Below are 14,835 nucleotides of genomic sequence, written 5' to 3'. Positions count from 1 at the left end.
CGTAAGCGGTTGAAGCGGAGTATCCCTTTGGCAGTAAATTAAGTAAAATAGATATAAATGTATTAATAGTTCTTAAAAATAGAACATTTAAGGGGCGCTCCTTCCATGAGCCGGTTGAACTACCATCATCTGTACTACTTCTGGCGGGTGGCCAGCGAGGGCAAGTTGACTCGGGTCGCCGAGCAGCAGCATGTCTCCCAGAGTGCGCTGTCGGCCCAGATTCGCCAGTTGGAAGAGCGCATGGGCAAGCCGCTGTTCGAGCGGCGCAACCGTAAGTTGGTGCTCACTGAGGCCGGGCGTCAGGTGTTCAATTACGCCGAAGTCATTTTTACCAAGGGCGAAGAGCTGGAGTCCCTGATCGGCCGGGGTATTGAACCCGAGCAGCAGACGATACGCATCGGCATGCTCTCGACCATGTCCCGTAACTTCATCGAGGCGTTTATCGAGCCGTTGTTGTCCCGCAGCGAGCGCGACGTGAGCTTCAGTCTGCACGCGATGGGAATGACCAATCTGCTCAACGGCCTGGCCCGACACGAGCTGGACGTGGTGCTGACCAATACCCAGATACAGCCCTCTGGTGCACCGGCGGTGGCCTGGCAGAGCCAGTTGCTGGCGCGTCAGCCATTGTCGATCATCGGTCCGGTGGACCTGGACCCGGAGGCGGCTTTTCCCCAGGGGTACGGGGAGTTGCGCTGGGTACTGCCGGGGGCCAACCACGAAATTCGCCGGGGATTCGATGCCCTGTGCAGCCTGCATCAATATCGGCCGGATGTGCTGGCCGAAGTGGACGACATGGCCATGCTGCGTCTGCTCGCCCGGGACAGTGGCGCCGTTACGGTACTGCCTGAGGTGGTGGTTAAAGACGAGCTGCAGCAGGGGCGTCTGCGCCGCTACGAGCGTCTGCCCAACCTGTTCGAGAACTTCTTTGCCATTACCCTGCCGCGGGAGTTCATGCCCAGCTTGGTGTCCGAGCTGCTGTCCCGCTCGATACAGGACCTGGCTTAGCCTGCGCGCAGTGGTATCCTGTGCGTCCGTTACCCGAAAGGATGATGCTGCGCATGCGCTGGTTGTACACATTGCTGCTCTATTTGCTCACGCCCCTGTTGCTGCTGCGACTGCGCCTGCTCGCCCGGCGCAATCCGGCCTGGGGGCGGCGCTGGCGGGAGCGGTTTGGCCGAGTGCCGCCACAGGAGACCGGTCGCACCCTGGTATGGCTGCACACCGCCTCGGTGGGTGAGGTGTTGGCCGCCGCGCCGGTGGCCCGCGCGCTGCTTCAGGAGCCTGAGTTGCAACTTCTGATGACCACCACCACGCCCACCGGCGCCGACCGGGTCGCGGCCCTGTTTGGCGATCAGGTTCAGCACGCCTATGCGCCCTTTGATCTGCCGGGCAGCGTGCGCCGGTTTCTGGATCGGGTACAGCCTCGTCTGTATTTGATGATGGAAACCGAACTCTGGCCCAACACCCTGGCGGCCTGCCGGGCGCGGGAGATTCCCGGTGTCCTGATCAACGGTCGGCTCTCGGAAAAGTCCGCCCGGGGCTATCAGCGCTTTGCCGGCCTGACCCGACCCATGCTGCAGGGCCTGACCGAGGCCGGCATCCAGAACCGGGCGGATGCCGAGCGCTTTCAGGATCTGGGGGTGCGCCCGGAGGCCACCCACATCACCGGCAATATCAAGTTTGACCTGACGCTGGATGACAGCGTCCGGGACCGAGCGGCGGCGTTGCGGGCTCAGTGGCAAGGGAATCCGGCGCGTCCCATCTGGATTGCCGCCAGCACCCACGAGGGCGAGGACGACCTCCTCCTGGAAGCGTTTGCCCGGGTGCGTGCACAGACCACGAGCAACCCCCTGCTGGTGCTGGTGCCCCGCCACCCCGAGCGCTTTGACTCGGTGGCGGAACTGAGTGCCGAGCGCGGCTTCGCCACCGCCCGGCGCAGCGCACAAGTGGCGCCCGGAGCCGAGGTTCAAGTGTTGGTGGGCGATATCATGGGCGAGCTGCTGACCCTGTACGGCGCCAGCGATATCGCCTTTGTGGGCGGTTCACTGATCGACAACGGCGGCCACAACCTGATCGAACCCGCCGCCTGGGGCCTGCCGATTCTGAGTGGCCCCAGCCTGTACAACTTTGCGGAAGTGTCGGACCTGCTGAAAGAGGCGGCTGCCTTACAGGTTATTGAAAACGCGGAGGAACTGGCGGGGCAGGTGATCAGCCTGATCGAAACCGAGGAACTGCGCACGGTGCGGGGGCAGGCGGCCAGAGAAGTGGCGGAAGCCAACCGGGGGGCGTTGGAGAAAACTCTGACGTTGATTCGGCGGTATTTGTAGCGGGGCTAATCCTCCCCCCACCGCGGCATCAAATCCTGCTCAATCCCCAACTGATCCAACACTCGCGCCACAATAAAATCCACCAACTCCTCAATCCGGGTCGGCTGCATATAAAACCCCGGGCTGGCCGGCACCACCACCGCGCCCATCCGGGTCAACTTCAACATATTCTCCAGGTGCACCTCGGAATAGGGCGCCTCCCGGGGAACCAGAATCAACTGCCGGCGCTCCTTCAGCGCCACATCCGCTGCCCGCTCGACCAGATTGTTGCTGGCCCCGTGGGCGATGGCCGACAGCGACCCGCCACTGGCCGGACAGATCACCATCGAACTGGGCGAACTCGACCCCGAAGCCACCGGCGAAAACCAATCCTCCCGGGAAAACAACTGCAACTGCTCATCCTCAGCGCCAAACATCTGACTGAGCAGCAACTGCTGCTCCTCCAGGTCGCTCGGCAACTCCACATTGGTCTCAGTGCGAATCACCACCTCCGCCGCACTCGACAACAGCAGATACACCCGACAGTCCGCCGCCAGCAGACACTGCAACAACCGCAAACCATATTGCGCCCCGGAAGCGCCGGTCATGGCCAGGGTGACGGTACGTTGGTAGTCCATAGTGGGTCCTCGTTTCATTGATCGTTACGGCGGATGCGGCGTCTAATCGCTGCGCTCGGCCCCTACGCGAGTTTATACCGCTGCGCTCGGCCGTAGGGCGGATAAGCCGAAGGCGCATCCGCCGTTACCGGACTTTCCGCGACAGATTACAACGCATGCCGATTCAACTGATTCACCAACTTCTGATGAATCCCGTCAAACCCGCCATTACTCATAATCACAATATGACTGCCGCGCTCCGCCAGCGACAGCGCCCCGTGAATCAACTCCTCGATAGTGTGCTCCAACTGCGCCGGCACCGAACTGTGATTCACCAACTCATCGAGATCCCAGTCACTGTGGCTGGGCTGGTACCACAATACCGCATCCGCATCACTGAAACAGTTTTTCAGCGCCTCCCGGTGTACCCCGAGGCGCATGGTATTCGACCGCGGCTCAATCAGCGCGATGATCTTCTCATCCCCGACCTTGGCGCGCAGCCCCGCCAGAGTGGTCTTGATCGCCGTCGGATGGTGGGCAAAATCATCGTACACCCGAATACCGTGCACATCCGCCAGACACTCCATACGGCGCTTGACGCCCTTGAACGCCGCCAGCGCCTGAGCGCCGACTTCGGGTGTTACCCCCACGTGCCGGGCCGCGATCAACGCCGCCAGGCCGTTCATCACATTGTGCTGGCCGGTATGCTCCCAGTTCACCGTCGCAATGGCGGCGCCCTCGTGCCACACCTCAAACGCGCTGCCGTCGGCGGCGGTCAGTTTCACCTGCCAGTCACCCTCGGCGCCCAGGGTTTGCCGGGGCGTCCAGCAGCCCTGAGCCAGCGTCTGCTCGATCGCCTCGACCCCGGCGGGACTGACAATCAGCCCCGAGCCGGGCACCGTGCGCACCAGGTGATGAAACTGGCGTTGAATCGCCGCCAGGTCCGGGAAAATATCGGCGTGGTCGTACTCCAGGTTATTGATGATCAGCGTGCGGGGGCGGTAGTGAACGAACTTGGAGCGTTTGTCGAAAAAGGCGCTGTCGTATTCGTCTGCTTCCACCACAAAAAAGGGTGTATTACCCAAACGCGCGGATTGGGGAAAGTTCTGGGTCACGCCGCCAATCAGAAAACCCGGGGCCATGTTGGCGTACTCCAGAATCCAGGCGAGCATGCTGGCGGTGGTGGTTTTGCCGTGGGTGCCCGAGACCGCCAGAACCCATTTGCCCGGAAGCACCTGCTCGCGCAGCCACTCGGGGCCGGAGGTATAGGGCAGGCCCTTGTCCAGCACCGCCTCCACCTCCGGGTTGCCCCGGCTCAGGGCGTTGCCGATCACCACCAGATCCGGCGCGGGCTCCAGGTGCTCCGGGCTGTAGCCCTCCAGCAGGGCAATGCCCGCCGCTTCCAGTTGGGTACTCATGGGCGGGTAGACGTTGGCGTCACTGCCGGTGACGGTGTGCCCCAACTCCCGCGCCAGCAGCGCCAGGCTGCCCATGAAGGTGCCGCAGATCCCGAGAATGTGAATGTGCATAAGTGCGTCGCTTGTCCGGTTCAAAAGCGACAGTTTACGCGTTCGGCCTGTCCGGGAGTAGGCTTGGTGGGCAAGCCCGCTCGGAATCTATTTCCACAGTGCATCCAGTCGCGCATCCCGGCCGCACCGGTAACGGTAGTACTTATAGCGCACCGGATTCTTCTGGTAGTAATTCTGGTGGTAGCCCTCCGCTTTGTAAAACGCCGTGGCCTTGGTGATTTCGGTGACGACCGGTTCGTCAAAGCGCGCTTCCACCTCGGCTTTGGACGCCCGGGCCAGGGCTTCCTGCGCGTCGTTCAGATAGAAGATTCCCGCCCGATAGGAGCGCCCCCGGTCGCAGAACTGACCGCCGGCATCGAGCGGATCAATGTTGCGCCAGAAAATAGCCAGCAGCGTCTGGTAGTCCACCTTCGTCGGATCATAGACGATTTTTACCGCCTCGGTATGCCCCGTGCCCCCGGCCACCACCTGCTCGTAGCTGGGGTTGGCGACCGTGCCACCGATATAGCCGGAAATGGTTTCCTTTACGCCCTCGACCTCATCGTAAGGGGGCTCCATGCACCAGAAGCAACCGCCGGCAAAAATCGCCTCGGCGGTGTCATCGGCCCAGAGGGCAGGGGAACATAATAAAATCAGTAAAAGCACGCGGCGCATGGTGCGTCTCCAATCGAGCAGGGTTATGGTTTGACAACGTATACGTCCGATTTACGCCGCAAGATGCGTTGCTGTGATGCAGCCGCCCTTGACCGGGAGTGGTTTGGTGTAGGCTTGAGTGAGTGTAGTGCACACCTGGAGTATATGTCATGCGTTGGAAATGGGGCTTTGGAGTGCTGATCGCGTTCACTGCAGTGGCAGCGGCGGATCCATCGGCTGAGTCTGGAGATGACGATGCGACCTGGCTGGCGGTGGTACGCCAGACGCCCTTCTGGGAGAGTCAGGGCGTGGCGGAAAACCTGGCGACCATCCGCACCTGGGTACTGCTGTCGCAGAGTTATTGTCAGGAACCTCAGCGGCACCTGCTGTTCGACCATCGCGGCCAGTTTCTCTCCTATATCGACAACGGTGCCAGCCCGAGCGAAACCATCGAGCGGCTCAATCAAACCCGGAAACAGTTGGCGGAGAAGGGGCGGGCCAGCTACTGGCATCCCGGAGCCGATGATCGCCGGGGCTACCCCTTGGCCCTGGCCTGTCATCAACCTTTTGTTGATATACAAGAGGCTACGGCCCGACTGTTGGGCAAGGGTGAGGATTATCGGGTGTGGGGGACCTGGGACGGCATTTCCGTGGGAACCAAAAACGATCGGGTGTCCCTGGTGGAGCTGTTTCGCGTGGTTTACGAGCACCGCCGGGAGCAGGGTCGATTTACCTTCCCTGACAGTGTCATGTCCAGCTTTCTGGGCAAAACCATCATTGAGAGCGGCGCGCAGAAAAACGCCCTGTCATCCAAGGCGGCCCGGGGCATCATGCAATTGCGGCCCGAGGTATTGGATGATTGCGAAATCCCCCAGGCGTTTCGCCTGCACCGCATGGCGCAGGTGGACTGTGCCCTGCGACTGGTCGAACAGAATCATCGCAACCTGAGGGAACCCTTCGAGGCGACCTTTGGCGATTTGCCCGATGCAAAACGGGAGCGGCTTTACGGCCTGCTGCTGACCCAGGCGTATCAGATTGGCGTGGGGCGTACCGTTCAGTTATTGACGGACGATGAACTGGGCCGCGCGGCTCGGTATTTTGCGGAACACCATACCCGCTTCAGTGCAGAGGACATTCAGGTCGGCATGATTTATCACAATGTGGGAAGAGAGGATATCGGGTTGCGCACGCTCTACTACGTCACGGACATCCGCCTGGCGCAGCAGGCGTTGTGCGCTACGGAGGGGATGACGGATCATGCCTGGTGCGCTGACTGACCCGCTGTTCGCACCGTTTGGGCCGGGTAGACGGCGGGCACCGTTAGGGGTAGCATAAAGTCATATAAACAATAACGAATGACTTTTGGAGTTCCCCGCATGTACCGCACTCTGTTGATACTTTTGATGGCTTTCGGTCTTACTGTCCAACTGACCGCCTGCGGTGGAGGGTCCAGTGGCGGTTCGACGCCACCTACCGAGAATCCGGAACCGCAGCCCGAGCCGGAACCAGAGCCCGAACCAGAGCCCGAACCAGAGCCTGAGCCTGAGCCCGACGGTGACCCCCTCGACCAGGGTGAGTTGGTGATCACCGCAACGCCCGCCACCGATTACAGCTTCTGGGAAGGCGACAACGACGGTGAGCCGGTCGGTCGGGCGGAAACCGTGGCGGCGGACCACTCCGGTTTCACCCAGGCGGTGCGCATTCACGCCGAGAACCCTCCGGGCGCGTTCTTCAACGGGCAGTTGCAGTACCCCATTCTCCGGGCCACGGCCGAAGGCGATGTGATGCTGATTCGCCTCTATATGCGCTCGGTCAGTACCACCGATGAAACCGGCGCGACTTTCGCTACCGTCTTTCTGGAAGGCCCGGGACCGGACTACACCAAATACGCTGAGCGGGAAATCACCAGTACCGGTGACTGGCAGGCCTATGATATTCCGCTGGAAATGTCCGGGGCCGAGGCGGCCAATGACCTGATTCTGAAGATCGGCTTTGGTGGCGGTGATCGCCCCCAGAGCTTCGATATCGGCGGCGTGGAAGTGCTGCATTTCGGACAGAGCGTGGCGGTGGAAGACTTGCCTCGAACCGAGCTGAGCTACGGCGGCAGGGAGGCCGATGCCGATTGGCGCGCCGAGGCCGCCGCCCGCATTGATGAGCACCGCAAAGGGGATTTCACCGTCCGGGTACTGGACGGCGGCGGTCAACCGGTCGAGGGTGCCGAGGTGGCGGTCGAGATGACCCGCCATGCCTATCACTTTGGCTCGGTGACCGTCGGGCACATCCTCATGGGCGAGGGCGACGATAACGACCTCTACCGGGAAAAGGTACTGGAACTGTTCAATCAGAGCGGCCCGGAAAATGACCTGAAGTGGGCGCCCTGGGCGGGCGAGTGGGGCGAGGACTTCAGCCAGCAGACCACCATTGATGCCCTTCAGTGGCTCAAAAGTCACGACTTCTACACCCGGGGCCACGTCATGGTCTGGCCCTCCAAGCGCAACCTGCCGGAGCTGATTCAGGAGTACCTGCCGGAGGGTGAACCGGAAAATGCCGACCCGGAAGCAAAGCAGATCGTCCTCGATCATATCGACGATATCGCCAGCGCCACGGCGGATGTGCTGGACGAGTGGGACGTGTTGAACGAGCCCTATGACAACCACTACCTCATGGACGCCTTTGGCGATGAGGTGATGGTCGACTGGTTCGAACAGGCGCGCCTGACCCTGGCCCACCACAAGCTCTATATCAACGATTACTCCATTCTGTCCGGCGGTGGACGCGACGCCGCGCATCAGGACCACTACCAGCAGACCATCCAGTATCTGGTTGATCAGGAAGCGCCCATCGACGGCATCGGTATGCAGGGCCACTTTGGTCCCTCGCCCACGGCCATTCCCCGGGTGCTGGAAATCCTGGACCGCTTTCACGAGGCCTTTCCCGAACTGGCCATCCGGGTGACCGAGTTCGATATCAACACCACGGATGAAGCGCTGCAGGCGGACTACACCCGGGATTTCCTTACCGCCGTGTTCAGCCATCCGGCCACTGTCGGGGTGCAGAAGTGGGGCTTCTGGGCGGGCGCCCACTGGACGCCGGATGGTGCAATGTATACCGAAGACTGGCGGGAAAAACCCAACGCCGTCGCCTGGAAAGAGGCTATTTTCAATGACTGGTGGAACGACTTTACCGGTGCCACTGATGGTGAAGGGGAGTTCAGCGGCCGTGGCTTTTTTGGTGAGTACCGGGTGACCATCACCCTGAATGGCGAAACCACCGAGCAGACCATTGAGCTGCTCCCCGGGGAAAACGCCGAGTTTGAACTGACCCTGGCAGAATAACCGGGTCAGTCCGGCTCGCAGCGGCAACCGGTACTGGCCGAGCACACTTTCTTCTGCCCGTCAGGGCAGAGGGGCTCGGCGGAGTCGCGATAGGGTGGGTCGGGTTCAGGCGTGTTGTCTTTGTCTTCAAACTGCTCGCCAATGGCCCGAAGTGCCGCCATGTCGGCTTTCTGTGCTTTGCGATCAACCACCGCCCGGCCCGGGCAGTCGACGTGAGATTTGTCGCAATGACGGTCCAGGTATCGGTCCGTTACCAGTTGCGCGCACCCGGTCAAACCGGACAACAGGATTACGCAAAAGAGTCCCGCTTTGTAGGTCATGTCACCGCTCCGTTCTGGTGAATCAATAATCCGCGAACCCGCCATTGCGGAAACACGCTGTCAGTGTAGCAAAAGATGCTTAAGCTCCAATGACCAGATAGAGACCAATGGCGCCAAGCAATGTTCCGCCGATTCGCTGCGCCGGGCTCGCGAAGCGCTGAGTCAGCGTCGCCTGCGCGATGCGGTGCGCACCGTAGGCGTACGCCAGTTTGGTGCCGCCCACCGCCACAATGGTAATGACCATCACCACACTCAGCCCTTGAAGGGTCATCCGGGACAGGTCGACAAACGCCGGAAACAGGCTGGCGTAGAACACGATGGCCTTTACATCCGCGAGCGTGATCAACAGGCCCGTCAGCGTATCGCGCCAAAGGCCTCCCGGTGTGGCGGTCACTCTGGGGTTTGCGGATTGCGGCGCGGCACGCCAGCATCGCCAGCCCAGATAGATCAGGTAGCTGCCGCACGCCAGTCTCACCCAGTAGAAGGCACCACTCAATGACTCCGCCAGGGCGCTCATCCCCAGTAGCGCCAGGCACACAAACAGCAGGTCGCCCAGCACAATGCCCACCGCGACGGCAGCACCGGCCGCGACCCCGGAGGCGGCCGACCGGGTCAATACCAGTGCCACACTGGTACTCGGCGTGGCCGCCAGCGCCATCATGACCACCCACAATGTCAGGGCATCGACCATCGATATCATCAAGGAGTTCCCGGGAGATCAAAGGGGTTAAGTGTAAAGATGGGCGCAATCATGACATTCAGGCTGGCATCGGGGCGCCCCCATCCGCTAGTATCGGGGCTGAACCGAATCAAGTGAAGTATTGATAAGATCAGGAACACCCGCATGCCCGATATCGACCAGCTCTCCCGCCACTTTCTCGGGCTGTACTTTCTGTTTATCGGCCTGCACTACACCAGCACCAGCCTCGGTCTGTGGAAGCGCACCGGCATCAGCCATATCCGCTACGGGAGTCGTGGCTCCGCCACTTGGTGGTACCGGCAGACGTTCAATCTGTTCCGGGCCGCCATTCTGGGGGTGTGTCTGGCTCGTATCCTGTGGCCCATCGACCCGTGGCTCGGCGTCTTTCCCGCACTCTATCAGGCGCCGGTGCTACTGGCCGGGATGGCAATGCTGCTGGTGTCCTACAGCATCGTCAGCTATGTCCACGCCTACATGCGCCAGGATTGGCGCTCCGGCATCGATCCGGACAAACGTCAACCACTTCTGACCGAGGGGCCCTACGGCCGCAGCCGCAACCCACTTTTCATCGGGATCATGCTGGGCCAACTGGGGCTCTTCCTTGCACTGCCCAGCGTGTTTACCCTGCTGTGCCTGCTGGTTGGCGCTGCCGTTATCTTGCTGCAGGCTCGCCGGGAGGAAGCCGCATTGAGTCGAACCTACGGGGTCGAGTACCAGGATTATCGCCAGTTGGTGCGGCGGTGGTTGTAGTGACCCCGAGCGGGCTAGCACACCGATATGACCACCCGTTCATTGTCCCGATGATCTTCAAATTCAATCAGACGACCATCGACTTCGGGGCTGGCTGCCGCGTCCAGAATATCAGACAGAGAAACATCATTGTTCTCAAGAGGCGACAGGTACTTACGGGGAAAGAGCTTTGCGGCCACACGGAGTACAGCCACGGGAATGGTTATGGTGGCTTCCCTTTCTTCACCTTCAAACACTTCGATTTTTACGCTTTTCATAGATAACATCCTATATCAACGATCAATGGCCGGGATCGATCACCCACGCAACATGAGTTACCAACCAGCGCCCCCTTTGGTGGTCCTTGCGAAGCGTCCAGACATGCGTTCCGGTCACGCTAATTTCCATCCCGTTGTCCAAAAGAGTGGTGCGAAAATTTGCACTTTTGACCGCCAGTTCGTTGGCGATCTCCACCGAAAGATCGAAAGTCTCTATTGAGACAATGACCGTATCCGGCTGATCGCCGAGAAACCGGCGAACCTCCTCAATCCCTCGCAACGCCCCCAGCCCGGGAACCAGCCAGACCACATCCTGACTGCAAAAACCGAGAACGTCTTGCTCTTTTCCAGACCTTTCGAGCTCCATCCAGTCACTATGGATCCTGAGGATTTCGCGTTCATCGTTCATGGCTGAAACTCGTAGTAGCCGCATCAGGTGCGCAATTGTAGTGAGGGTCAGGCTTATTCGTATAGTTTACACAAAAGTGAAACCGGTAGGGTATGAATGAAAACCGTCGTAATCTCCCTTGCTCAGCTTGACACCATTTGCCCTGGCTATTGCATAGACCATACTCACGTGAAACAGAAAATTTGGAATAATATAGTGGTATATGAATTCGGGCTCCGAAAGGTCGACTTCAGAGAAACCGGCTTTATCCCTCAAGCGCCTGGTAGCATCGGGTTGTTGAGCCTCTGGTAAACCCTTCAGGTAGCTTATCGTTTCCGTTATCTGGGCTTGAACGGCCGCTTTGCCTGATTCCTCCCTGATGAAAGAGACGACTTCCCTCTTTATCAACGGACAATACCCTCGAAGTATAAAATTGGCCGCGATTTTGGCGTTCATCTCCAGATTGAACATGTCGTCAGCAAGTGACGATGCGAACGTTTCCGGAGGAACTTTGGCGACTATTGCCTCCAGTTGGGACAAATAGTGTTGAAACACCTTCTTGATACTGTGATTCATTCGGGTTCCTGTCGTGAATGTTCTTGGTTTCTTGGGGTGTACAGGTATTGAGCGGCTTTCTCGCTCATTCGACGGTAGTTGTGCCCCACTCCTGGTACATGGATTTTTTGCCACGCAAAGTCTGCGTCTATACCCTCGGCAATGGCTTTTGACTCCCGGTAAAAATACCGGCCGCGCGAGAAGCGGTGCAACCCTTGCACGTCGAGCTTATCATTCCGGGCAAGGTGGCCCCGGGTTTCATCGGCGTTGTCCAGCTCGCCGAGAAATACCACCAGATTTCTCGAGAACGCTTTACGGAGCGCCTTTTCCGATAAAGGACTCTCTTTTAGACCAAAGGGAAACATAACGTCGAAGTCCGGTAGGGTATACCACCCGGCGTTGGCGGCAACTAACCGATTCGCATGGCCGCTGGTGCCGAACAGGGCGAACCGGTGGATTATCTGGCCACCTGCGGAGTGCCCGAACATATCATAGTTGTCCGCATCGACCCCGAACCGTTTACGGGCATCCAGGAATACTCCGTCAAAATCCTTGAATAGCCATTGCTGTGGGTCCTGGGTGATCTCGTAGCTCGCAAATCCGGTTCTGGTTTCATTGATGGTCACATTGGTAAGCATCCCCGCTATATTGTAGTTCCAGAACTCCGGGTACCGCTCCTCTGCATAGTGTGGCGAGATGACCAGCACGCCGTATTTCTCGGATGCGGCCTTCCAGGCATCCCGGTAGTCCCATGCATTGCGTCCGGCACCGGGCAATACCAGAAGTACAGGTGAGGAGGGCGCAAAAGAGTCAGGCTTGTGGTAGTAGACCTTGAGTCGGGTTTGCTGCTGGCCAGCGCCAGATGAGTAGGTGTAGTGACCTGAACCATTGGTTATCCGTTGCTCGTTGGCGGCTGTGGGGAGGGCCACAAGCCATGCCAGGATTATCAGTATACGCATTATGTCATTGCTCCTTATTGACCGGCTGTGCGGCGTGGCCTGATGTCCGAGATGACCTGTTGCGCTATCTGCCATTGCCCGGCTTCCCTGATCAGGACAAAGTTCAGGGACACCCGGCGCTGATCTCCTTCGGCTGCAGAGCCGGGTGAGCCGTGCAGTTGACTGTTGATAACAACAACATCCCCCAGGTAGTGTCTGGATACCGGACGATAGGAGGCCATGGCCTCTTGCCACTGTGCAGAGGAAAAGCCGGGGAAAAGAACGGTCTCCAGAAACGCCTTGAGATTGTCTCGTCCACGAAACGTGCGACCAAATGCATTGATCCACTCCACATCCTGCGTGTGTAAACCGGCCACGGTGGCGGCGTCTTGATTGCGCCATGCTTTTCGAAATTCGAGGATAAATGCGTCAATCTCTTGTGTCTGCTCTTGCGAGTCGGGACTGCCGTAGTCGCGATAATCCGGTACAGGGTAAAAGCTCTCGGCCGTCGACCGCGATGCCAGTAGCAGTAAACACGCGGTTATCAGAAGTGATTTCATTGTCGAACTCCATGTGTAAACAGTATGTGTGTGCTTTCAGGCACGGGGGTAACTATCTGTTTTACATGGGAAAAAGTCTTGCCGATTTCAAAAACCTATGGCCGATTGTGAAATTGGGCCCGGTATTGCGTCGGTGTCAGCCCGGTGCTGCGCTTGAACGCGCGATTGAATGGTCCGATAGAGCCGTACCCCAGATCAAGGGCGATATTCATAATGGGCGTGGAGGTGTGTTCAGGCGACGCGAGCCATTGGCGCGCCTTCTGAATACGGAGCTGATTGAGGAAGCTGCTGAAGTTCTGAAAGCCGAGTTGGCGGTTGATCAGGCGGCGTAGCTGGTGCTCCTTAGCGCCGAGCTGGGAGGCCATGGACGCTATATCTAATTCAGGCTGCATGTAGTCGCCTCGCTCAATAAAGTCGTCCAGGGCGCGCTTCAGGTTAAGGTACTCGTGAGGGAGCGTCGTTTGAGAACGTGTGTCGAAGCCGCTATCTGGTTCCGGGAGCACCGACCCCTTATTGGTACGAAGCAGGTACACGCTAAACCACGTAATACTGGCAAAGACCAAGGTGGCGTTTGCCAAGCTGAGTGTCGCCGACTGCAGCAGTCGACCCAGCCAAAGCTGGTCGATGGCCAACATTACACCATACGCCGCCAAAGCACCGCTGAGCATCAGCCGTAGACGGCGGCGCTTGTCCACCAGGTCATCAGACAGTCCCGTTAGGGCCGTGTATATGATGTGAGCGAGTATCAGAATGGAAAGGCCATGGTTGATTTGGTGGTAGATGCCATCACCACCTCTGAACCCAAAAAAGTAAAGGTGCCAGAGTATCCACAGCGTGACAAACGGGCGGGCCCAAATGGGGGTATGACGAACGGAGAACCCCTCCTGGAAAAAATACATGGCGGCCAACCAGAGCGCATAGGCCCAGGCGTCGGTGAGGACCAGCAGTATGTTGCGGATCATGCCGTAGGCTGCATCAGGCACTGGTGCTGTAAGCAACAGATAGGCAATACCGCAGGCTACGGCAGCCAGTAGTAACAGGGTTCCTTCGCGAAAAGACTTAGGGTTCAGCCCGACGCCAACCAGCAGAACCAGCTGTCCGATTGTCGCCGCCCTCAATGCGAGGTCGAGTAGCGCTAGTGTTGTTAATAGCATGTTAGCCTGGTTTTCTAGAGCACTTTGGCATAATGCAACTCATGCAATGTAATCCCCGTCAGCCGGGATGAAGACCTTTCTTGGCCCGACTCGATAAAGCCAAGTTTCTTATACGTCTCCTGAGCTGGTGTGTTGCCCTTGATACACCAGAGCTCAATGCTATTGAACCCTGAGCGGGAAGAAAAAGCGATTGCCCGTTCTACAAGGCTGGTTCCGATGCCCCTTCTCCAGTATTCGGGTAGAACGTTCACGGCCCATAGTTCTATTGTTCTAGGGGCCGCCTCATAGCGAGGTTTGCCGACGATGGAAAACGCTACGACTTGTCCGCACTCTTCTGCTACGGATAGGGTGAAGTCAGAATTCTGATTGGCAAGCCGCGCTCTAAGCTCAGACAAGTTGTTGGCGGCGTTCAGTGTTTTGAGAAACTCATTTGGCATAAACGGCTGATAGGCTGCTCTCCATGCGGCAACCCTTACCTGTCCAATTGATTCCGCGTCTCTTGATTCGGCTTTCCGAAATATCATGCTATTCTGCTCGGACGTCTAAAGCATCGGTACGATTTTCTTTCTTGTCAGCAGGCTTGACTATTACCACGGCGAGTCCAAATTGCCCCAAGTGCAACACCGAGCGCAGCACCAAAACCTATGGCCTGTGCCATGTTGCCTGTGGCAGCCCCAAATCCGGCTCCAATAGCTATTCCTGTGGCGATACCCATTCCCATTTTGCTTCTAAAACACACTTTGAAAAATTTGTCCATTTTGTATCTCCCTGTTGGGCGTGCGGTACTGTTTGG

The 14,835-nt window shown here is 58.6% G+C and carries 18 protein-coding genes; 5 read left to right on the top strand and 13 right to left on the bottom strand.

Annotated features, from left to right (window positions below; genetic code table 11):
• The first annotated feature begins 105 nt into the window (after positions 1-105).
• Both OOT55_RS11230 and waaA read left to right on the top strand, forming a co-directional pair.
• Positions 106-1,005: a LysR family transcriptional regulator gene (locus OOT55_RS11230; protein WP_265365961.1), complete on the top strand. Its 900-nt coding sequence runs from the start codon at positions 106-108 to the stop codon at positions 1,003-1,005.
• A 53-nt stretch (positions 1,006-1,058) separates the two neighbouring features.
• The gene (waaA, locus tag OOT55_RS11225; protein WP_265365960.1) at positions 1,059-2,327 is read left to right on the top strand and encodes a lipid IV(A) 3-deoxy-D-manno-octulosonic acid transferase; all 1,269 of its coding nucleotides are present in this window, start codon (positions 1,059-1,061) and stop codon (positions 2,325-2,327) included.
• A 5-nt stretch (positions 2,328-2,332) separates the two neighbouring features.
• Here the strand turns inward: waaA and OOT55_RS11220 are convergent, their stop codons facing one another.
• The 3 genes from OOT55_RS11220 to msrA form a co-directional block, all read right to left on the bottom strand.
• Positions 2,333-2,962, bottom strand: coding sequence for a flavin prenyltransferase UbiX (locus OOT55_RS11220; protein WP_024461312.1), 630 nt, complete (start codon positions 2,960-2,962; stop codon positions 2,333-2,335).
• A 128-nt stretch (positions 2,963-3,090) separates the two neighbouring features.
• On the bottom strand, positions 3,091-4,452 hold the full coding sequence (mpl, locus tag OOT55_RS11215; protein ID WP_265365959.1) for a UDP-N-acetylmuramate:L-alanyl-gamma-D-glutamyl-meso-diaminopimelate ligase: 1,362 nt from the start codon (positions 4,450-4,452) through the stop codon (positions 3,091-3,093).
• An 87-nt stretch (positions 4,453-4,539) separates the two neighbouring features.
• Positions 4,540-5,106, bottom strand: a complete 567-nt coding sequence (msrA, locus tag OOT55_RS11210; protein WP_265365958.1) for a peptide-methionine (S)-S-oxide reductase MsrA — start codon at positions 5,104-5,106, stop codon at positions 4,540-4,542.
• A gap of 149 nt (positions 5,107-5,255) precedes the next feature.
• Between msrA and OOT55_RS11205 the strand changes: the two genes are divergently transcribed.
• Positions 5,256-6,362 (top strand): hypothetical protein, encoded by a 1,107-nt coding sequence (locus tag OOT55_RS11205; protein WP_265365957.1) that lies wholly within the window; start codon positions 5,256-5,258, stop codon positions 6,360-6,362.
• Between the two features lie 99 nt (positions 6,363-6,461).
• On the top strand, positions 6,462-8,420 hold the full coding sequence (locus OOT55_RS11200; protein WP_265365956.1) for an endo-1,4-beta-xylanase: 1,959 nt from the start codon (positions 6,462-6,464) through the stop codon (positions 8,418-8,420).
• A gap of 5 nt (positions 8,421-8,425) precedes the next feature.
• Here the strand turns inward: OOT55_RS11200 and OOT55_RS11195 are convergent, their stop codons facing one another.
• On the bottom strand, positions 8,426-8,740 hold the full coding sequence (locus OOT55_RS11195) for a hypothetical protein (RefSeq protein ID WP_265365955.1): 315 nt from the start codon (positions 8,738-8,740) through the stop codon (positions 8,426-8,428).
• A 79-nt stretch (positions 8,741-8,819) separates the two neighbouring features.
• On the bottom strand, positions 8,820-9,440 hold the full coding sequence (locus OOT55_RS11190; protein WP_265365954.1) for a LysE family translocator: 621 nt from the start codon (positions 9,438-9,440) through the stop codon (positions 8,820-8,822).
• A 144-nt stretch (positions 9,441-9,584) separates the two neighbouring features.
• Here OOT55_RS11190 and OOT55_RS11185 point away from each other — a divergent pair, with 144 nt between their 5' ends.
• A complete protein-coding gene (locus OOT55_RS11185; RefSeq protein WP_265365953.1) occupies positions 9,585-10,190 on the top strand; it encodes a methyltransferase family protein in 606 nt (201 codons plus the stop codon).
• Between the two features lie 14 nt (positions 10,191-10,204).
• Here the strand turns inward: OOT55_RS11185 and OOT55_RS11180 are convergent, their stop codons facing one another.
• The 8 genes from OOT55_RS11180 to OOT55_RS11145 form a co-directional block, all read right to left on the bottom strand.
• On the bottom strand, positions 10,205-10,447 hold the full coding sequence (locus OOT55_RS11180) for a hypothetical protein (protein ID WP_265365952.1): 243 nt from the start codon (positions 10,445-10,447) through the stop codon (positions 10,205-10,207).
• A 22-nt stretch (positions 10,448-10,469) separates the two neighbouring features.
• On the bottom strand, positions 10,470-10,856 hold the full coding sequence (locus tag OOT55_RS11175) for a YybH family protein (RefSeq protein WP_265365951.1): 387 nt from the start codon (positions 10,854-10,856) through the stop codon (positions 10,470-10,472).
• Positions 10,857-10,922: 66 nt separating this feature from the next.
• Positions 10,923-11,411: a DUF1993 family protein gene (locus tag OOT55_RS11170; RefSeq protein WP_265365950.1), complete on the bottom strand. Its 489-nt coding sequence runs from the start codon at positions 11,409-11,411 to the stop codon at positions 10,923-10,925.
• On the bottom strand, positions 11,408-12,349 hold the full coding sequence (locus tag OOT55_RS11165) for a hypothetical protein (protein ID WP_265365949.1): 942 nt from the start codon (positions 12,347-12,349) through the stop codon (positions 11,408-11,410). The genes OOT55_RS11170 and OOT55_RS11165 overlap by 4 nt, the downstream gene beginning before the upstream one ends.
• Positions 12,350-12,363: 14 nt before the next feature.
• Positions 12,364-12,888: a YybH family protein gene (locus OOT55_RS11160; RefSeq protein ID WP_265365948.1), complete on the bottom strand. Its 525-nt coding sequence runs from the start codon at positions 12,886-12,888 to the stop codon at positions 12,364-12,366.
• 95 nt (positions 12,889-12,983) lie between these two features.
• Positions 12,984-14,042, bottom strand: coding sequence for an AraC family transcriptional regulator (locus OOT55_RS11155; protein ID WP_265365947.1), 1,059 nt, complete (start codon positions 14,040-14,042; stop codon positions 12,984-12,986).
• Positions 14,043-14,056: 14 nt separating this feature from the next.
• Positions 14,057-14,566 carry a GNAT family N-acetyltransferase gene (locus OOT55_RS11150; protein WP_265365946.1) on the bottom strand — a complete coding sequence of 170 codons (510 nt, stop codon included), beginning with the start codon at positions 14,564-14,566 and terminating at the stop codon, positions 14,057-14,059.
• A 47-nt stretch (positions 14,567-14,613) separates the two neighbouring features.
• Positions 14,614-14,799 (bottom strand): hypothetical protein, encoded by a 186-nt coding sequence (locus tag OOT55_RS11145; RefSeq protein ID WP_265365945.1) that lies wholly within the window; start codon positions 14,797-14,799, stop codon positions 14,614-14,616.
• Positions 14,800-14,835: the final 36 nt, after the last annotated feature.

The organism is Marinimicrobium sp. C6131 (assembly GCF_026153455.1).
Classification (GTDB): domain Bacteria; phylum Pseudomonadota; class Gammaproteobacteria; order Pseudomonadales; family Cellvibrionaceae; genus Marinimicrobium.
The sequence above is the reverse complement of the archived record's forward strand: the minus strand, read 5'-3'. Positions and strand labels throughout refer to the sequence as shown.